18 protein-coding genes are annotated in these 19,975 nt (G+C 47.4%); 10 read left to right on the forward strand and 8 right to left on the reverse strand.

All coding sequences use genetic code 11. The annotated features are described in order from the left end of the window. Nucleotides 1–38 precede the first annotated feature (38 nt). A complete protein-coding gene (locus tag BLS03_RS03585) occupies nucleotides 39–800 on the reverse strand; it encodes a ferredoxin--NADP reductase (RefSeq protein WP_093269801.1) in 762 nt (253 codons plus the stop codon). A 172-nt stretch (nucleotides 801–972) separates the two neighbouring features. Between BLS03_RS03585 and BLS03_RS03590 the strand changes: the two genes are divergently transcribed. From BLS03_RS03590 to BLS03_RS03610, 5 genes are all read left to right on the forward strand, one after another. Beyond that, nucleotides 973–1,416 (forward strand): acyl-CoA thioesterase, encoded by a 444-nt coding sequence (locus tag BLS03_RS03590; RefSeq protein ID WP_093269805.1) that lies wholly within the window; start codon nucleotides 973–975, stop codon nucleotides 1,414–1,416. Nucleotides 1,417–1,574: 158 nt separating this feature from the next. After that, nucleotides 1,575–2,876, forward strand: coding sequence for an alpha/beta fold hydrolase (locus BLS03_RS03595; protein ID WP_093269807.1), 1,302 nt, complete (start codon nucleotides 1,575–1,577; stop codon nucleotides 2,874–2,876). Between the two features lie 162 nt (nucleotides 2,877–3,038). Next, entirely contained in the window at nucleotides 3,039–4,019 is a 981-nt protein-coding gene (gene trhO, locus BLS03_RS03600; protein ID WP_093269810.1) for an oxygen-dependent tRNA uridine(34) hydroxylase TrhO, read from the forward strand. A gap of 147 nt (nucleotides 4,020–4,166) precedes the next feature. Then, complete coding sequence (locus BLS03_RS03605; RefSeq protein WP_093269813.1) at nucleotides 4,167–4,712, forward strand: glutathione peroxidase; 546 nt, start codon at nucleotides 4,167–4,169, stop codon at nucleotides 4,710–4,712. A 250-nt stretch (nucleotides 4,713–4,962) separates the two neighbouring features. After that, entirely contained in the window at nucleotides 4,963–6,153 is a 1,191-nt protein-coding gene (locus BLS03_RS03610; RefSeq protein WP_093269816.1) for a sugar transporter, read from the forward strand. Between the two features lie 98 nt (nucleotides 6,154–6,251). Here the strand turns inward: BLS03_RS03610 and BLS03_RS03615 are convergent, their stop codons facing one another. The 4 genes from BLS03_RS03615 to BLS03_RS03630 all read right to left on the reverse strand — a co-directional run bounded on the left by BLS03_RS03615 (nucleotide 6,252) and on the right by BLS03_RS03630 (nucleotide 9,918). After that, nucleotides 6,252–7,259 (reverse strand): LacI family DNA-binding transcriptional regulator, encoded by a 1,008-nt coding sequence (locus BLS03_RS03615; RefSeq protein ID WP_093269818.1) that lies wholly within the window; start codon nucleotides 7,257–7,259, stop codon nucleotides 6,252–6,254. A gap of 110 nt (nucleotides 7,260–7,369) precedes the next feature. After that, a complete protein-coding gene (locus tag BLS03_RS03620; RefSeq protein ID WP_093269821.1) occupies nucleotides 7,370–8,806 on the reverse strand; it encodes a 6-phospho-beta-glucosidase in 1,437 nt (478 codons plus the stop codon). A 151-nt stretch (nucleotides 8,807–8,957) separates the two neighbouring features. Beyond that, nucleotides 8,958–9,260 carry a YrhK family protein gene (locus tag BLS03_RS03625; protein WP_245696567.1) on the reverse strand — a complete coding sequence of 101 codons (303 nt, stop codon included), beginning with the start codon at nucleotides 9,258–9,260 and terminating at the stop codon, nucleotides 8,958–8,960. 118 nt (nucleotides 9,261–9,378) lie between these two features. Next, complete coding sequence (locus BLS03_RS03630; RefSeq protein ID WP_093269823.1) at nucleotides 9,379–9,918, reverse strand: isochorismatase family protein; 540 nt, start codon at nucleotides 9,916–9,918, stop codon at nucleotides 9,379–9,381. Nucleotides 9,919–10,265: 347 nt separating this feature from the next. Between BLS03_RS03630 and BLS03_RS03635 the strand changes: the two genes are divergently transcribed. Beyond that, complete coding sequence (locus tag BLS03_RS03635; protein ID WP_093269826.1) at nucleotides 10,266–12,863, forward strand: pectinesterase family protein; 2,598 nt, start codon at nucleotides 10,266–10,268, stop codon at nucleotides 12,861–12,863. Between the two features lie 88 nt (nucleotides 12,864–12,951). On the opposite strand, the gene yqfB is transcribed toward BLS03_RS03635, so the two are convergent. Beyond that, on the reverse strand, nucleotides 12,952–13,296 hold the full coding sequence (gene yqfB / locus BLS03_RS03640; RefSeq protein WP_093269829.1) for a N(4)-acetylcytidine aminohydrolase: 345 nt from the start codon (nucleotides 13,294–13,296) through the stop codon (nucleotides 12,952–12,954). Between the two features lie 369 nt (nucleotides 13,297–13,665). Between yqfB and BLS03_RS03645 the strand changes: the two genes are divergently transcribed. Continuing rightward, complete coding sequence (locus tag BLS03_RS03645) at nucleotides 13,666–14,970, forward strand: dicarboxylate/amino acid:cation symporter (RefSeq protein WP_093269832.1); 1,305 nt, start codon at nucleotides 13,666–13,668, stop codon at nucleotides 14,968–14,970. A 289-nt stretch (nucleotides 14,971–15,259) separates the two neighbouring features. Then, nucleotides 15,260–16,666: a sodium:proton antiporter NhaD gene (gene nhaD, locus BLS03_RS03650; RefSeq protein WP_342720190.1), complete on the forward strand. Its 1,407-nt coding sequence runs from the start codon at nucleotides 15,260–15,262 to the stop codon at nucleotides 16,664–16,666. An 18-nt stretch (nucleotides 16,667–16,684) separates the two neighbouring features. Here the strand turns inward: nhaD and BLS03_RS03655 are convergent, their stop codons facing one another. Continuing rightward, the gene (locus BLS03_RS03655) at nucleotides 16,685–17,170 is read right to left on the reverse strand and encodes a methylated-DNA--[protein]-cysteine S-methyltransferase (protein WP_093269837.1); all 486 of its coding nucleotides are present in this window, start codon (nucleotides 17,168–17,170) and stop codon (nucleotides 16,685–16,687) included. Further along, entirely contained in the window at nucleotides 17,167–18,540 is a 1,374-nt protein-coding gene (locus tag BLS03_RS03660; protein WP_093269840.1) for a DNA-3-methyladenine glycosylase 2 family protein, read from the reverse strand. Before BLS03_RS03660 ends, BLS03_RS03655 begins: the two co-directional genes overlap by 4 nt. A gap of 161 nt (nucleotides 18,541–18,701) precedes the next feature. Here BLS03_RS03660 and BLS03_RS03665 point away from each other — a divergent pair, with 161 nt between their 5' ends. Both BLS03_RS03665 and BLS03_RS03670 read left to right on the forward strand, forming a co-directional pair. Continuing rightward, nucleotides 18,702–18,902, forward strand: a complete 201-nt coding sequence (locus BLS03_RS03665; RefSeq protein WP_093269842.1) for a hypothetical protein — start codon at nucleotides 18,702–18,704, stop codon at nucleotides 18,900–18,902. A 211-nt stretch (nucleotides 18,903–19,113) separates the two neighbouring features. Continuing rightward, nucleotides 19,114–19,695, forward strand: coding sequence for an FMN-dependent NADH-azoreductase (locus BLS03_RS03670; RefSeq protein ID WP_093269845.1), 582 nt, complete (start codon nucleotides 19,114–19,116; stop codon nucleotides 19,693–19,695). The last annotated feature ends 280 nt before the right edge of the window (nucleotides 19,696–19,975 follow it).

Raw genomic sequence — 19,975 nt, forward strand, 5'->3', positions numbered from 1 at the left:
TACAACATATCAGATGTTCCAGTCGTTATTAATCAAAATTACCAGTAGCGCTCGTAGACGATATTGCCACCACTCGCCGCGCGATATTTTTCAAGACCAAGTGCCTGCAGCGGCGCCAGAGTGGATTTGATCATTTCAGGATTACCACACAACATCACAAAGCTTTGCTCTGGCGTCATCGTGACACCCGCTTGTTCAAACAATTGCTCGTTTTCAAGCAGCTCGGGAATGCGCCCTTGCAAATATGGCGATTCTTCGCGGCTGACGATCGGCACATATTGCAGACGCCCTTCATAAAAGGCCACGAGTTGCTTAATCAAATATTGATAAACCAAATCGGCCTGATAACGCACCGCGTGGACTAAAACGATATTTTCACACCGCGGACGCAGATGAATATCATCAAGCAACGATAAAAATGGACCGATTCCGGTGCCAGTCGCCAACAGCCATAAGTCATTGGCGCATTTAGGCACAATATCGCCGGTCAAATCGCCATTGGCGCGCTCACCAACATAAATGCTATCGCCGATCGCAAGTTGCTGGAGGTTGGGCGTCAGTTGTCCATCGGTATTCGCCACCACCAAAAATTCCAACATGTCGTTGGTACTCATAGGGGCATTAACGATGGAATACGCGCGACTGATGAGTTGGCCGCTTGTATCCGGTAAGGCGAGTTTGGTGAATTGACCTGCTTTGAAATCCAATTTCGCGCCACTAATGCGCAAGCTAAATAGCTCTGAGGTCCAGTCTGTTCGTTGTGCAACGGTCGCAGATTGAAAGCCCGGATAGTTCAACATCTTAACGCCTCCACCAACTCAGAATAATTCCCAAAGTAACGCCGCTTAACCGTTAAGTAAAGCGAGCCGATTACAACCTCAAGTATGATCACATTTTTATAACAAGTCTCATTTTTCGCACACAATTCGGATTAGAATAAAAACTCAAACTTCAATTCAAAGAGGAACGCTAATGACCGATTCTAGCTTGCTTAGTGACTATCCCGTGCATACTGAAATCGAAGTCGCATGGGGAGAAATGGATGCATTACAACATGTTAACAATGCGGTCTATTTCCGCTACTTTGAAACCGCACGAATTGACTACTGCCAAGCACTTGATTTGATGAAAATTCTTTCCGCAAGCAACATAGGTCCCGTTGTCAGTGAAACCAGTTGCCGCTACAAATTGCCTGTGACATTTCCGGATACTTTAGTGGTTGGCTCGCGGATCATTGAAGTGAAAGACGACCGCTTTACCATGGAATACGCAGTGCTGAGCCGTAAGCATCAGGCTATCTCGACGCTCGGCAAAGCCACCATAGTGATGTTTGACTTTAAAACCGGACACAAGGCGCCGCTGCCACAATCGGTGATTGAACATATTGACGCGGTTGAATCGCGCAGCAATCGCTAATCCAAACCGTTTAAGCCGCTGATTCACAGTGTAAATTGAATATATTCTCGCTCACAGCCATCGCACGCTCGGCGAGCAAAAGGCTTTTGCTTTGCCAAAAGATGCTTCACAATGACGGCGAAAATGGAATGCCAAAACTTTCGTATTAGCGAGTCACTATGCACACAGTCAGCCAATCCTTTGTCGAACAAGGGATCAAATACACACCAAAATTTTATACTCTGCCCCTTAACTACTCAGACGACAGCCTAGGCAACATCACCGTATTTTGCCGCGAACTGACTCAAGCCGATGACAGCGACAGTCACAAACCGTGGCTGGTCTATCTACAAGGGGGGCCAGGTTTTCCCTCACCGCGCCCGAATGGTCACAGCGGCTGGTTAAAGCGCGCGCTGCAAGACTATCGCGTGTTGCTGCTTGATCAACGCGGCACCGGCCATAGCAGTGTGATAAGCCATCAAACGTTAGCACCGCTTACCGCGCAGCAACAAGCCAACTATTTGAGCCATTTTCGCGCCGACAATATCGTGCGTGACGCGGAGGCCATCCGCCAACAGATGGGCGTGGAGAAGTGGGCGATTTTAGGCCAGAGCTACGGCGGCTTTTGCTCACTGACGTATCTGTCTATGTTCCCAAGCAGCCTGTTACGCAGCTATATCACCGGTGGCGTACCCTCGATTGACCCAAACCCAGATACAGTTTACCAAGCCACTTTTGAGCGCACGATGGATAAAAACCAAGCGTTTTTTACCCAGTTCCCACAGGCGCAAAGCCTTTGCCAACGTATCGCCGATCACTTGCTCAGCAATGAGGAATATCTCCCGAATGGTCAGCGATTTACCGTTGAACAATTTCAGCAGATTGGCATTAATTTCGGTATGAGCGATAGCTTTTTGCCCACTTACTATGCGCTGGAAAATGCGCTTATCGAAGTGGATGGCAAAACCGTGATGCGTTATGAATTCCTCGATATGATGTTTAAGGAACAAGGTTTTCAAACCAACCCGATTTATGCCATCTTGCACGAATCCATCTATTGCCAAGGTTTTGCGTCCAATTGGAGCGCTGAACGTGTACGTCAAACTCGCCCAGAATTTAATTACCAAAGCGGTAACCATTTCTACTTCACTGGCGAAATGGTGTTCCCTTGGATGTTTGACCAATACAACTGCTTAAAACCGCTGAAACAAGCCGCGCAGTTATTGGCCGAGAAACAAGATTGGGGGCGACTCTACGACCGCGCCGTATTGGCGAAAAATACTGTGCCGGTGACCTGCGCGATGTACGCGGATGATATGTTTGTTGAAATGGATTTAAGTCGTCAAACGCTCAAACACATTCCAAACAGCAAAGCTTGGATCACCAATCAGTACGAACACAATGGCCTTCGCGCCGACGGCGAGCACATTCTCGATACACTGATTGCGATGGGCAATCACATCGCTTCGACGCAATACTAACCTCGCGTTAATACTCTTTCCCGCCAATCCTTATCGTGGGCTAGCGCTTGAAAGCTTAATTTCAAGCGCTCTATTATCCTTAAATCCTATAGGTATTTGTCGCCATCAAGCTCGGCTATAATGCGCGCGTTATCACCTCAACCCTAAGTTTAAGGATCTGTTATGAGTCAATATGTCGTTTGTGCGCTGTACAAATTTGTCGAGCTCAAAGACTTCCAAGCACTGCAAGCACCACTACACGAGCTAATGGAACAGCACCAAATTCGTGGCACACTGCTATTGGCCCAAGAAGGAATCAACGGCACGGTTGCCGCAAAACGCGCGGGCATCGATGCCCTACTTGCGTGGCTAGAAGCCGAACCGCGTTTACAAGGCACGGTAAGCAAAGAGTCCTACGCCGAACAACAGCCCTTTAACCGCAGCAAAGTGAAACTTAAAAAAGAGATTGTCACTATGGGTGTTGAAGGCATCGATCCGCGTCACGTGGTAGGCACTTACGTCAAACCCGAGCAATGGAACGATTTGATTTCTGACCCAGAAGTGCTGGTGATCGATACCCGCAACGACTACGAAATTGAACTTGGCACATTTAAAAACGCCGTCAATCCTCATACAGAGACGTTCCGCGAGTTTCCTCAATACGTGGCGGACAACCTAGATAAAAACCAGCATAAGAAAGTTGCGATGTTCTGCACTGGCGGTATTCGCTGTGAAAAGTCCACCGCTTATCTAAAAGAGCAAGGCTTTGATGAGGTGTACCATCTTGAAGGTGGCATTTTGAAATACCTTGAAGAGACACCACAAGAGCAAAGCCTATGGCAAGGCGACTGCTATGTTTTTGATGGCCGAGTGGCGGTCAATCACGCGCTCGAAAAAAGTGCTTTTGACGTGTGTAACGCGTGCCGCTTACCTATCACCGAGCAAGACAAGCAGTCTGATAAGTTTGAGCAAGGGGTGAGTTGTCCGAAATGTCATGGCACTCATAGCGAAGAGCAAATCGCCCGTTTTCGTGAACGTGAGAAGCAGGTGCAATTGGCGAAACAGCGCGGCGAAGATCACGTCGGCGGTGATGTCAACAAAACCATGGATTCGCGCCGCCAACAAAAATTGGCCCATAAGCAACAGCAGCGCCAAACCAAATAATCCACACCTTTAATAATGATATAAAGCCCTCATTTTGTGGGCTTTTTTATTTTAAGCCCACCAATAATTCACGCGATTAGACGGTTTATTTTCGTGGCAGTTTGTGCCATCTTGGTAATACACAACAAACCTAACAAAGGAAGTTCCATGAGTGCTATTTACGATATCGAAGTCACTTCAATCGATGGCAAACCGCTAACGCTTGCAGAGTACCAAGGTAAAGTCTTACTGGTTGTTAACGTGGCCTCTGAATGTGGTCTCACACCACAATATGAAGCTCTTGAAGCGCTGTATAAAGAAAAGAAATCTCAAGGCCTTGAGGTTCTTGGTTTTCCTTGTAACCAGTTCGGTGCGCAAGAGCCTGGCAGCGAAGCGGAAATTCAAAGCTTTTGTACCAGTAAATTTGGTATTGAATTCCCGATGTTTTCCAAAATTGACGTCAACGGTGACAACCGTCACCCGCTCTACACTGAGCTTTTAAATGCGATTCCTGAGCGTACTTTCGCACCTGATAGCGGCTTTGTAGAGAAACTTAAAGGCTACGGCATTGAAGGTAAAGAAGGCGATATTTTGTGGAACTTTGAGAAATTCCTGATCAATAAACAAGGTGAAGTCGTGGCGCATTTTGCACCCGATATGGCGCCGGATCATGAGCTGCTACAACAAGCGCTCAATAAAGCCCTTGCTGAATAACCGCCATAAGTTAGACAAGCGAAGCATCATAAACAACGCTTTTAAGCTTTAAAAAAGGCGCCCTAAATGGGCGCTTTTTATTTGATCAATTTATCATCAACCCCAGTACAAAATCCCGCCACTCTCACCAAATGAGAAAACCCATCGATACATAAAATAAATTAACGTTGGGCTCACAAATTTGTTTTACTTATAATAAAAAAACGAGATAATCGTCACACTATCACCTCCTTTATATTCTGTAACTTTTATGACTCAACCTGTTTCTGTGGCGGACGGCGCTTCTCGTCACGTTCAATATTTGCGCGTGTTTGCTTTAGGCTTCAGCGGCTTTATTTTTAACACCACCGAATTTGTCCCGGTTGGGTTGTTGTCTGATATCGCCCACGATTTTGGTATTCGCCCAGCGTCTGCAGGTTGGATGCTGACTATTTACGCTTGGATTGTGGCGTCGATGTCACTACCAATGATGATGCTCACCAGCAAAATCGAGCGTAAGAAATTGCTGCTTGGCGTCTTTACGCTGTTTATCGCCAGTCATATTTTCTCGGTGTTTGCGTGGAGCTTTGAGTCACTGATCGCCAGCCGAATCGGAATTGCGTTTGCCCATGCGATCTTCTGGTCGATTACCGCATCGATCGCGATTCGTGTCGCGCCTCCTGGGAAAAAAACCTTGGCACTGAGCGTATTGGCAACAGGTACATCACTGGCAATGGTACTGGGCGTACCCATTGGGCGCATTATCGGTCAATGGATGGGATGGCGTGCAACGTTTGCCGTTATTGGCGTGTGTGCATTGCTGATCATGTTGGCTTTGATGCGCTTGTTGCCGAATTTGCCTAGCCTATTTTCTGGCTCAATGAAAAAACTGCCAGAGCTTTTGAAAAATCCGATGCTGATGGGCATGTACTTATTCATCTTCATCATTTTTAGCTCGCACTACACGGCTTACAGCTACATTGAACCGTTTATGAAAAATATCGGTCAGGCTAGTGATGGCTTCACCACTTTATTGCTGCTGCTATTTGGCGGCGCGGGTATTTTAGGAAGCATTATATTTGGCACTTGGGGCGATAAAGCCAACACCAAACTGCTGCTTGCAGGTACGGCGATTATCATGGTGTGTATGTGCCTGATGCTCGCCAGCGTGAATCTGCACTGGGCGGCGATTAGTGTGGTACTCATTTGGGGCACCGCGCAGATGATCGTAACCCTAGCGATGCAAAGTAAAGTCCTCAATATTGATGCCAACGCCTCAGATATGATCATGTCGATGTTCTCTGGCATCATCAATTTAGGGATTGGTGCGGGCGCTTTGATTGGCAGCCAAGTGATTCATTTTAGTTCGCTGAATAACGTTGGTTATACTGGCGCTATTATCGCTCTTATGGCTCTGATTTGGGCGAGTTTGCTGATGCGTCGTTACCCGATGATCCGCTAATTCTGTCAAGGTCTCATTATCAAAAAAGGTCGCCAGCGCGACCTTTTTTATTGCCTGTAATACCGTCAATGTCGCCGCAACAAACCCCTTGATGCGAGTTACTCACTAAGCTGACGAGTTGACTCTCGCGCCACCAATTCACCACAATAACATTGGTGTGTAGCGGGCGCTGAGAGTTTGTTTGCCAGACGAATCGCCAAACTTACCGCTTGTTCCGTAATCTCGGTGATTGGTAACGACACCGTGGATAAACTCGGAATTGCATAGGCCGCGGCAGGTTCATTATCAATTCCAATCACAGACACATCTTGCGGTACGCGAATGCCGCTATCGTACAGCGCGCGAATCGCGCCAATCGCCATGTCATCGTTACACGCAAAAATGGCGCTAAACGGTTGTTTGCTGGCAATCAGCGTCTGTGCCGCGCGATACCCGGCGAGCAAGGTATTATCGCCTTCCACCACCCAACTTGGATGCGGTGTTTGACCTAATTCCTCAAGTGCATGCTGATACGCTGAATAACGAATCGTACCGGTATCGCTATCCAGCGGTGAGGTAATACAAGCGATATTGCGATGGCCAAGCTGACACAAATGTTGCATCGCAGTACTGGCAAGTTGGTATTGATCCAACCCGAAGCTGTGAAGGTTGTTCGCCGATAACTGGCGATTAAGAATAATCAGCGGGACGTCCAAGCGAGTTTGTAGCTCGCTCAAATCGGCTTCAGAAAGGTGGCGACTGTAGACCAAAATGGCGTCGCAGCGCTGCATCATCAAAGTATCCAACGCTTCGCGTTCACCACTTGCGCTGTTTTTACTGTTCACCACCAGCAATTTCTTCTGCGCTTGCTGAGCACCAAGCTCGGCAAAGTGCAGTACAGAGCCAAAATAATCGCTACGAAAATTTGGCAACAGCAGACCGATCGCATTGGACATTTTAGTCGCCAATGCCTGCGCCAAACTATTGGGCTGATAGCCAAGCTCTTGCATCGCAGCTAACACCGCATCACGCGTCGCGGCTTTGACTTGCCCAGTTTGATTGATTACTCGTGACACGGTCGCTTTTGATACGCCCGCTAATTTACATACATCGTTAATATTCGCCATCACAACTTCCGATATGGACCGCCCGGCACCAGATACCGGACGGCGAGTTTAGCGAAAACGGCTCACGAAATGAAATCCTTCACCAAATAGTGAGCGCCAGTTGGCAAAGGTTAGAGGCTTTCCCCATTGCTGGAAATAACGCTTTGATACCAGAAAAAGCTCTTTTTCTTTGAACGCGCCAACGTACCGCTGCCATCGTTGTGTTTATCGACGTAAATAAAGCCATAACGCTTTTTGTATTCACCGGTGGTGAAAGAAACACAGTCAATACAGCCCCACGGCGTATAGCCCATCACTTCAACGCCATCAAGCGTAATCGCTTGTTTTACCGCTTTAATATGTGCGCCAAGATAATCGATACGGTAGTCGTCATTAATGCTGCCATCGGCTTCAACTTGGTCAACCGCACCTAAACCATTTTCAACGATAAAGATCGGTTTTTGGTAGCGCTCGTACAACTCCGATAGCGCAAAGCGCAGACCATCTGGGTCGATTTGCCATTCCCAATCCGAAGCAGGTAGATACGGATTGAGGCGGCTACCTTCAAACAATGACGGTGTATCACCTTGCTTAGGCGGCTCGGCAGAGACGATGTTGGTCATGTAATAGCTGATCGCCAGATAATCCGCGCAGCCTTGGCGCAGAATTTCGTCATCGCCCGGAAGCATCTCAACTTCGATGCCTTTGCGCTGCCACTCTTTGAGTAAGTAGCTTGGGTAGTAACCGCGCACTTGCACATCACTGAACAAGTATTTTTCCCGCATCGCCGCTTGCGCCGCGAGTAAATCTTCAGGGCGACAAGACGCCGGATACAGCGGCATCATGTGAATCATACTGCCGATTTTAAATTCCGGATTGATCTCATGGCCCAGCTTGACGGCCAAGGCACTGGCGAGAAATTGGTGATGAAGTACTTGGTACAAGGTCTGTTCAGGATGTTGATGCTCAGCGTAGATCATACCTGAGTTGCAGTAACCCCAAATCGGCAACTTCCAGTTACGCTGGTTGTTGATTTCGTTGAAAGTAATCCAGTATTTAACTTTGTTCTTGTAGCGCTCCATGACCGTCTGACTGAATTTCACAAAGAAATCCACCAGCTTACGATTGGTCCAGCTACCATATTCCTTAACCAAGTGGTTAGGCATTTCAAAGTGCGATAAGGTGATGACAGGTTCAATGCCGTATTTAAGTAGCTCATCAAACAGATCATCGTAAAATTGTAATCCAGCTTCGTTTGGCGTGTCTTCATCGCCATTCGGAAAAATGCGTGTCCACGCAATCGACGTACGAAAACACTTAAAACCCATTTCAACAAACAGTGCTACATCGCTTTTGTAATGACCATAGAAATCCACCGCTTCGTGGTTAGGGTAGACTTTGTCAGCTTCAACGCTGTCGGTAATCTCGCGTGGCACGCCGTGCTCGCCTTTGGTCAACACGTCAACAATGCTGACACCCTTGCCGCCTTGATTCCAGCCGCCTTCAACTTGATGAGCCGCAACTGCGCCGCCCCACAAAAAATCACTTGGAAAACCTTGCTGTGACATCGTAATACCCCTTGTCGCTCACTAAATCATGAGCAGATTGAATTGAATGATGGTGACTCACTGGCGCTCATTGTAGATCAATCAAACTCAAAATGTAACCGGTTTCAGAAACCGGTTACATTTTGTAATAATTATCATCGAACAGAAGTGATTATAGGTGAGAAGGTGAATTGGGATTATGGCGATCGTAAACGCGTTTGACGTGAACAAGGCTAATCAATTTAATCGTCGGCTTAATTAGAAATTGCGCGCTGCCGAGAATAAATAACCAAGTGCCGATGCGCATCAGATCCTCAAACAAGAAAAAGCAACTACCAACAAAAAACCATATCGCAATCAGAAAATCGTTGAGTGCACCCAGCGCTTCATAACGGCGCTGAATGACTACATGCTCTTGACCCAAATCCAACTCAAGTAAAGCGCTGTGCTGCGTTGAGATATTTTGCATTGCCATAGTGCCTCCGTTTCAATGGATGAAGTTTCCACCTTAACGCGAGAGAAACTAGCAATGCAAACTTAACCAATTTTAAGTATGGATTTCATTACGTTATGAAACAGACAATCACAGCAAGCTATTTGACCAACGCCAGTATCGACTTAAATTCTGGTGACAAGCAATCCCCCAAAATTTCATACAAGCTCATTTCGACGCTGGTTAAACCGATGCGCTGCAGAGCACATTTATTGAGCGCGAGAATTTTGTTGTCTTCGTCGCGAGATGATACCGCGTCACTGACCACTTCGACGTAATAACCCAATTTGATCATACTTTGCGCGGTTTGATAGACACAGATATGCGCCTCCATGCCACAGATCAACCAAGATCGCACATTGGCCGCTTTCACGTAACTAAGAAACTCAGCACTCGAGCAAGCATCGAAAGTGTGTTTGGCAAGCGGCTTTTTTCCCGCCATCAAATTGGCCACCGCATCAACGCTCGGACCGAGTTTACTTGGCGTTTGTTCCAACCACAAAATCGGCATCGCTAGCGCTTGTGCGCCTTGAATCATTCGGCACACATTACTGATAGTGCGCTCGCTTTGGTGAACCTGTTTGGCTAAATTGCCTTGTACATCGATCACCACAAGCCCCGTATTTCCTTTCACCAACATCGGCTGCATCCTGTTGTGGATAGTTATCGCTTTAAGTAAAGATCAACATTCACAGCGCGGCGACCAAGTCATAACGATTCAGGAGTATGCGCTAATAATCGTTAGAAAATTTGCTAAATAACCGGGGAAGCCGCAACTTAAGGTAATTTTCCGCCGCCAGAGCTCACAGAAATCGCAAGCGATAATTCTCTCAGCATAAATAGGAAAAAAGGTGCGTAAGCTCATAATTTCAAACCAGCAGTGGCAGGGCTTTTCTTAACCGGATCACGGTTTATTCGAAGTGAAATTTCTATAATGAAACTGCGTTTCTAATTTAAAGATCCGTCATTTCATAAAGGAATAATAACATGAATAAGTCTGTAACTAGAGGACTTGGTCTGACCGCCATACTCTACTTTTCCTCTGCCGCCGCAACACCCTTATATGACGTGAAGGTTTCACAAGATGGTTCTGCTGATTACGCCTCGATTCAACAAGCGATCGACAGCGCTCCGCAAACCGAGCAACCTTATGTTATCTATATTCGTAACGGTGTGTACCATGAAAAGCTGCACATCACTCGCCCAAACATCTATCTGATCGGTGAAGATCGCGATAAGACCGTCATTACCGCGACCACGGCCAACAGCATGTTAGACGAAAACGGCAAAAAATTTGGTACGTTTGGGAGCCGAACCGTGAGCGTGGACGCCACGGATTTCAGCGCTCGCTCACTCACGATTGAAAATGGCTTTGATTTCCCTGCTAACCAAGCCAAGAGTGAAAATGATCCAACCCGCCAACGCGGTACTCAAGCTGTTGCCCTGCTGGTTTCCCACAACGGTGATAAAGCGCAGTTTAAAGACGTAAACCTCAGCAGTTACCAAGACACCCTCTATTTACGCGCCGGACGTTCCTATTTTGATAACTCGAGAATTGAAGGCACCGTGGACTTTATTTTTGGCCACGGCACCGCGCTGATTGAAAACAGCGAGATTGTTGCTCGTTATCGCGATGATGGCAAAGCTGGAGAACCTCTGGGTTATCTAACCGCGCCAGCCACCAATATTGATTCGCCATTTGGTTTGGTGTTTAAGCACTGCCATCTGACCAAAGAAGCCAATGTGCCTGCTGGAAGTTATGGCCTTGGTCGCCCATGGCACCCAACCACCAAATTTGCTGATGGCCGCTACGCGGACCCTAATGCCATTGGTCACAGCGCGTTTATTGATTGCCAAATGGATGATCACATCTACGGCTGGGACAAAATGAGTGGTAAAGACATCAAAGGCGAAAAAATTTGGTTCTACCCACAAGATTCACGCTTTTGGGAATACCAAAGCAGTGGCAGCGGCGCAGCTAAATCCGATACGCGTCCTGAGCTAAGTTCCGCACAAGCCGCCAAATACACCACGCAAAACATTCTTTCAGGCTGGGCCCCCGATATATCTCTAGGCGAGAAAAGCGTGCTAAGTGGCCAAGTCACCCATGCCAGCATGGCATTCCCAGCGGTGGTGACGGTTAAAGACAGCCTAGGCAAAACCACCACGACTCAAACCAACGATAAAGGCCATTACCAAGCATCGATCGCAGCAATGACACCGCCACTATTGGTCTCCGTTGATGATCGCAGCGGCGCATCATGCCTGAAAAGCGATGGCAAACGTTCGGTATGTGCGACCTCGCTTGTCGTCGACGTCAACAATAACCAGACCACTGTGGGTAACGTAAACCCGTTCAGTGATTTAGTGGTTTCAAGCGTCGCCGCGCAAGAAAATATCGACGGACCACAAGTGCTCGCCGCCGAAACTAAGCTGCCTGCACTGTCTCACCAAGCTTGGCAGCAAGCCAATCAAAATTTCACTACTGCGTTTGCAAGTGTGGTTAAAGCGCACGGCCTCGATCCACAGCAAGACTGGGATCCGGTCAATTATGCAGACAGCTATCAAGACGTGATGGATGAACTGGCATCGCAAGTGATTCACAACCTTGGCCACAACACCAAAACTGGTTTGTTAGCCAAAACCTCACTGTTCGATTTGACCTTCAAACCGATTGTCAGCCTCGATACCATTCCTCGCTATGAGTTGAGTGATGGCCAACTCGCCAAAGCCGATAAAGCAGTTCACAACGCCAAAACCAGACTGTTTATTGTCGGTGATTCAACGGCCTCGAATTACAGCCAAGACGTGTATCCACGTATGGGTTGGGGCCAGGCGTTTGCTAATAAATTCAGCAACGACGAACTGTTAGTGGTCAACGCGGCGCAATCTGGTCGTAGTTCACGTGATTTTATCAATGGTCGCTGGCTAAGCTACGTGGAGCCGTTGGTTCAACCTGGCGATTACATCTTCATTCAATTTAGCCATAACGATGAAAAATGTGATGGTTCAAAAGCCGGTCGTGGCCCGTTGGATGTTGCAACGCTCTGTACCTATCCAAACAGCGCAGATGGCAAAATGCAGTACCCAGCTGGACACAAAGATTTTTCATTCCAGTATTCACTTGAGCGTTATTTGGCGTTTGCGAAGCAGCATCAATTAAACCCTGTAATGCTGACCTCAGTGCCACGCGCTAAAACTGCTGACAACAAGAACGGCACGCCGATTTCTGTGCTTCAACACACCACCAAACAGAATAAAAACAACGGCTTCCAATTCTTTGGTGATTACACTGCAACGGTTCGCCAAACCGCGTTGGAAAACCAAGTTCCGCTGCTCGATATGCAAACTCGCGTGTTAACCATGGCCAATCAAAAAGCGCCGGATGAGTGGAAAAACTTATGGCTGGTGGTCGACCCAAGTCAGTACCCATATTATGAAGGTCGCTCGGGTACATTGGTTAAACCGGATGTGACTCATTTTCAAAAAGATGGCGCGGAAGCGGTGGCGGACTTAGTGGCTGAAGCACTAAAAGCGCATAAATCGCTATCCAAGTTAACCGATAAGCTCACTCCTGCATCTTAAACCAAAGCGTTTGATGACCCTCGTGTCCGCTCAACTAAGGCGGACAATATTCAAACTTCCCCTTAATCCTCGTGGTTAAGGGGCTTTTTCATCCGTTCAAACTGTGGCTAGCTAAACCCTTTATTAATTCAAACTGAATTTCGTAGAGCTGCTCAATGCCGGGATAGATATCTGCAATCACCTGTTTAAGCTGCTCTAGGCTCATATTTTCCTGCTCGGCATGCTGGTGATTTAACTCGCTAAAGCCCACCGCTGTCACCGCCAAAATACGCAATTGGCAAAATTGGCGGTCGGTTTCAAACGTCGCAACGTCGACAATCGAGCCGATCACGAAATCTTTTTCACTTTCATCACGCAGGGTAATGGTCTTTTTCCCGGCCAGAATATCGGCTTCAAAACGTTCAAAGAACGTCATTTTGCTCAGTCCAGACATATTTTTGCTCTCAATGGGTGTGCGGCTATTGGAAGAATGCTCAAAGTAAGATACTGAAAAGTGAGTGAAATACAACGTTGAACGGTTTTTTATTCATCGACATAGCTATAGGGTTTACTGTTCGAATCGATGAAAAAAGCCACAAAGTGGTTATAATTCATAAATATTCTGTATAACTTGCTAATAGCCAGAGAATAAACCTAATACTTTTGGTTTATTTGGTGTTAAAAACCAGCATCACATAGTGATCTAGATCACATTAGAACATAAGTTACACGCTTTTGTTTTCGCGTTTTTCGTTTCCCCTGCTAACCTCCTGCTCGCTTCGCAATGACGCCGAAGTGCATAAAACTATAAGGAGTGTTCTCTATGAATACTAAAAAAACCTTGTCTTTAACCAGCCGAGTAATTATCGGTATGGTCGCGGGGATTTTGACAGGCTTTATTATTCGTAGCCTTTTTGCCGACAACGGATTTGTCGATGCCTACATAGTTAATGGACTGTTTGACGTAGGCGGTAAAATTTTTATCGCAAGCTTAAAAATGCTAGTTGTGCCGTTGATTTTCGTCTCACTGGTATGCGGTGTTAGCTCACTAAAAGACATGTCAACGCTGGGCCGCATGGGCGGTAAAACCCTTGCGTTCTATATCACCACCACTGCCGTTGCGATTACTCTGGCACTGACCATGGGGACACTGTTCCACCCAGGTGAAGGTGCAGACTTGACTGCAGCCAGCAATTTCCAATCTGCCGAGGCGCCCTCTTTAGGACAAGTCCTTATCGACATGTTCCCAACCAACCCTATTAACGCCATGGCGGAAGGCAAAACGCTGCAAGTATTGGTGTTCGCGATTCTATTTGGGGTGGCGGTAAGCGCATCAGGTAAAGCCGGCGAGCGTATCGCAGGTGTCTTTTCCGATCTTAATGAAGTGATCATGAAACTGGTCGCGCTGCTGATGTTGGTTGCGCCTTACGGCGTGTTCTTCTTGATGGCGAAGCTGTTCACAAGCCTTGGCTTAGACGCAATCATTAACCTAGCGGCCTACTTCTTAGTGCTCACCGCGACGTTACTTATCCACGGTTTTGTCACTTACGGCGTGATGTTTAAAATCTTCACTGGCCTAAACCCAATGACTTTCTTCCGCAAAATGGAAGATGCCATCATGTTTGCCTTCTCGACCGCATCATCCAATGCCACCATTCCGGTGTCGATGGAGACGGCGAAAAACCGCATGGGCGTTGACAACAAAATCGCCTCATTCACCATTCCGCTAGGCGCGACAGTGAATATGGACGGTACCGCAATCATGCAAGGTGTGGCGACCGCGTTTATTGCGCAGGCGTTTAACATCGACCTATCGATGGGCGATTACCTATCCGTCATTCTAACCGCAACCTTGGCTTCTATCGGCACTGCGGGCGTACCTGGTGTTGGTCTGGTCATGCTGGCAATGGTACTCAACCAAGTCGGTCTGCCGCTTGAAGGTATTGCACTGATCATGGGTGTTGACCGTCTTCTGGATATGATTCGTACTGCGGTCAACATTACCGGTGATAACTGTGTGTCTGTGATTGTTGCCAAATCTGAAGGCGCACTGGATGAGAGCCGCTTCTTAGACCCAAATGCCGGTGAAAAAGAAGAAGAGTTTACCTTGAGCAACCAAGACGCTTAATCACTCTCAGAAAACTGTCATCGACGCGTGGCAATTCACGCGTAAACAATCACCGCCGCCCAAGGCGGTGGTTTGGAACTGACAATAAAAAAAGCTCCTTCGGGAGCTTTTTTATTGCCACCCGTGGTACAACTGAGAACTTTACACAAAACAAATCCCAGCATTTCAATTAGATCCAACCTACCTCACACCCCAGTCGAATATTGCTTCTTACACTCATTGAGCACTGCGGCGAGTTAGGGAGGAAATCATCATGCGTCGAGCAGCATTCTTTTGGCCATTTATTATTATGATTGTCTGCCTTCCCAGCGCGGTGGTGGCAAGCGAAAGCCATATTATCGACCTTACCGACTCCTTTTCCGGTTACGCTTGCATCATCATTTTTCTCATCGCTTATCTTCTGGTCACCATGGAGGAGTATTTGCAACTGAGAAAATCCAAACCGGTATTGCTTGCCGCCGGACTTATCTGGGCAATCATTGGCTTTACTTACCAAGCTCAAGGTAGCACTCACGTTGCCGAACTGGCGCTTAAAGATAATCTATTGGAATACGCCGAACTGCTGCTGTTTCTTTTGGTGGCGATGACTTACATCAGCGCCATGGAAGAGCGGCGCCTGTTTGATGCGCTGCAAGCGTGGATGATTGGCAAAGGCTTTGATTTTCGCACTCTGTTTTGGCTAACCGGTTCGCTGGCGTTTGTGATTTCGCCGATCGCCGATAACCTCACCACCGCCCTACTAATGTGTGCAGTCGTCATGAAAGTCGCGGGCGACAATGCAAAGTTCATCAACCTCGCCTGCATCAATATCGTCATCGCTGCCAACGCAGGCGGCGCGTTTAGCCCATTTGGCGACATTACCACCCTGATGGTTTGGCAGGCAGGCCACGTGACCTTCTCCGGCTTTATGCCACTATTTCTGCCCTCAGTTGTCAATTATCTAGCGCCGGCGCTTATCATGTCGATGTTTGTGCCCAGAGCCAAACCGCGAGTGGAGCATCAACAAGTGGAACTTAAACGCGGTGCAAAACGAATTGTTGGCCTATTCATGCTCACCATCGTTACGGCAGTTGCGTTTCACGCCTTGCTACACTTTCCACCGGTAATGGGCATGATGATGGGGTTAGCTTATTTGCAGTTCTTTGGCTTTTATTTACGCAAGACCCTCGATCGTTCGCTGGCACGCAAGAAAGCGCTCGCGATCGCCAATGGTGATGAGAACGCCTTGCGTAGGCTCGGCTCTGTGGTGCCATTTGATGTATTTCGCCGTATTTCCCATGCCGAATGGGACACCTTGCTGTTCTTCTATGGCGTGGTGATGAGCGTTGGCGGTTTAAGTTTGTTGGGCTATTTATCGGTGATTTCCCATCTGATGTATAACCAGTGGGATCCGATTTGGGCCAATATGATGGTTGGGGTGTTATCGGCGGTAGTCGATAACATTCCGGTGATGTTCGCGGTGTTAACCATGGAGCCCAATATGGCGGTAGGAAACTGGCTGCTGGTGACGCTGACCGCCGGGATCGGCGGCAGCTTATTGTCGGTGGGGTCAGCTGCAGGCGTTGCGCTGATGGGGGCATCCAAAGGCAATTACACCTTTATCGGCCATTTGCGTTGGACGCCTGTGGTCGCGATAGGATATTTCGTCGCGATTGGCGTGCACTTAATACTCAACGCACACCTGTTTGGTATGTAATTGAGGGTAAGTTAATGCTCACTTACTTTTACATTCAATGCCTTCAAGTTTCAGTAGTGCTGCTTTGCGCTCAACCCCGCCCGCATAGCCAGTTAAGCGACCGCTTTTACCAATCACGCGATGGCATGGAACGATAATAGAAACCGGATTTTTGCCATTCGCAAGCCCGACAGCGCGTACCGCTTTCGGATTACCGATCGCATCGGCAAGTTGCTGGTAGCTCCACGTTTCACCAAACGGAATGGTGGTTAACGCGCGCCAAACCTGAGTTTGAAATTCGGTACCTTTGGCGGCAATCGGCAGAGAAAATTCAGTGCGAATGCCTTGAAAGTATTCTTCTAACTGCGACTTCGCCCGCATTAATAGCGGATGATCATTTGAGGCTTGCCCCAACGAGTCAGGCTGAGTGGTGTGGGTTTCAAACCAAGCACCTAAGATGCCGTCGTCGCTGGCTTGTAACGTCACTTTACCCAGTGGCGTATCAAATTGGTGGTAATAGTTCATGAGCTGTGGCTCCAAAGGTGAAACGTGGCATAACTGCCCCAAGGCGACGCCGACTCAACGGTGACAGTAGGAAAGTTCACCAGCATCTTCTTTACGATCAAATCATTATTCAGCAGTCGGTTGGGCGCCGATAATCCGCGTAGTGCCGCATAATTTATCGTCCACGGACCAATGCCTTTTAGTTCAAGCCAAGCGTCTAGATCTTCGCGCTGCTCGGTTAAATAGAATTTGGCAAAGCGGTGCAAGGTGTCTTTGCGGCTTTGTGGCATACGTAAAAAGCTCAAATCGGCATTCGCGACTTGCTCTGGGCTTGGAAACTGGCGTAACCCTGACTCGCCTTGCGCTAGGTTTTCAACCAGAAAATTGAGTTGAGTAATGGCGCCTTTTACCGACACTTGCTGGCCAAGAATTGCACGCACGCCGGCTTCCCAAGCATTCCAAACCCCAGGAATACGCATTCCCGAATGTTTCACCAGCCCTGGCGCAATGTGATTCAAATGCCCTTCTACCGCCGCCAAGTCGGTGTTGAGATCAAACATCACGCGCAGCTTTTCGACCAGATGTTTTAGCTGGCGAATGTCTGAAATCTCAAACTCAATGCTGAGTTTATCGCGCTGCACCCGTTTTGCTTCAAACCAACCGACGGCGCCATTGAGCGTAAAATGACGGCGATAGCTGTCTGCGGTGACCCACTCAATGCCCTCAATAGCACGCAATGCATAAAAGTCGCACATTCGTTGCCAATCTAGCGGACCGTGGAAAGTTAACTCGAAACGGTTGGCAATCTCGGTGGTCATATTCTGCCTCACTCGGCTGGGGGTTAAATTCAGCACTTTACTAAACGCATCATTAAAGCGTCGTGTGCTATTGAAGCCGCTGGCAAACGCGATGTCGGTGATACTCATGGTACTGGAATGCAAAAGCTGCTTGGCGAACATCAGCTGATGATACTGTGCGTAACGTTTGGGTGACATCGACAGATAACGCTCAAATAGCTGGCGCAAATAACGATCGCTAATACCAAGCTTGCTGGCCAGCGTGGTTACGCACCCCTCTGCTAACTCGCCTTGTTCAATCAATTTGATCGCGCGCTGAAACGTGGTTTCGGTGCCTTTCCATGCCCAGGAGCCCGGAGCGCTATCTGGGCGACAACGCAAGCACGGCCGATATCCGGCATGCAGCGCCTCAGCTTGATCAATAAAATATTCGACGTTTTGTTCTTTGGGCAAATTCGCCGGACAAATCGGTCGACAAAAAATTCCGGTGGTTTTTACCGCAATATAGAACTGACCGTCAAAACGGCGATCACGAGCGAGACGAGCGTGATGGCAATCTTGCTCAGTCAACACGCTGTAGGAATTCAGGGCCATAAATCGTATCCAACTAGGCTTTGTGCTTTCAGTGTAGCGACTCGAATCACAATGACTAGCCATTTTCGGAAGTGAAGGTCGACAAAATCACAAAAGAAATTTGGCGAACGTCATACTAATACACTAGATTTAGTTTCAGTATAAAAAGACAGGACGTTGGCATGAAACTACACGCTTGCACGATAGTGCTAAAAAACAATCACACCTTTACTCTCGATTCAGTTGAGCAATCCCTTGGTATTCTCGAAGAGTACAACCAGAATAATATCGAAACCGTCACTATTGACGCTTTGGATGGTCAGCAGCTTCATACCTACAAACTCTCGTTTGAAGAATCACTCGAAAGTTTAATGAATCTGTAGCTTAGCACCTCGTTTCAAACGCGCTGTTATTTCAAATGACAGCGCGTTTATTGTCTGACTTTCCCTATCCCGCACAGCCTTTACTCCCTGAGCAACCATTCATCAGCTTCAAAAACTTCGAACAACTTGCTCAAAGACTTCGCATTCTGTTATTGCCAGCATTGCTATAGATTGTTGCGATACAAATTTACGTCTTTTTATGGGGGACACCATGTCAAACACTCTCGTTCTTAAATCTAGCATTCTGGGTGAGTACTCAAGCTCAAACCAACTTATCGATCAAGTTTTCCAAGCCAACGCAACCACCACAATTCGTGATCTTGCCGTTGATACTCTACCAGTATTGGATATGAGCGTTGCGACCGCACTTCGCGGTAGCGCTGATGATTTGTCTCCTGAGCTGGCTGAAATCCTTGCTCTATCTGACAAGTTAGTTGCGGAGCTAAAAGCTGCAGACACTCTGGTTATCGGCGCACCAATGTACAACTTCATGATTCCTACTCAGCTTAAAAACTGGATCGATTTGATCGCTCGTGCAGGTGTCACTTTCTCTTACACTGAAACCGGTCCTGTTGGCCTAGTAGAAAACACCAAAGCCATCATCGTGACTACCCGTGGCGGTATTCATAAAGATACTGACCGTGATTCTATTTATGGTTACCTAACTACCCTGCTTGGCTTTATCGGTATCACTGACGTTGAGTTTGTGTATGCAGAAGCGCTAAACATGGGTGATGAGCCAGCTCAACAAAGCCGTGCAACAGCACAGCAACAACTGGCTGCGCTAGTGTAATATTGCATTAAGCAATGAACTGTTTGAAAAGAGCCGTTAACGGCTCTTTTTTTTTGCCCTCAATTTAGTTCAATTTTTTTGTTTAAGTCCTTTAAAAATCAAACTTTGTTAGGTTGATATGTGTACGAACATTTTATCTAAATAAGTTTATTGTCTTTATTTCAGCCATTTAAATGCACAACTGGACAATAAATGTGCATAAAATCTTATTCAATTAATTCGAACATCTATATCGAGAACATACTGTGTTCGTTCTGCCACTTCAGTCCTAAACTTATTA

Source organism: Vibrio xiamenensis (assembly GCF_900100015.1).
In the GTDB taxonomy this organism is placed as follows: domain Bacteria; phylum Pseudomonadota; class Gammaproteobacteria; order Enterobacterales; family Vibrionaceae; genus Vibrio; species Vibrio xiamenensis.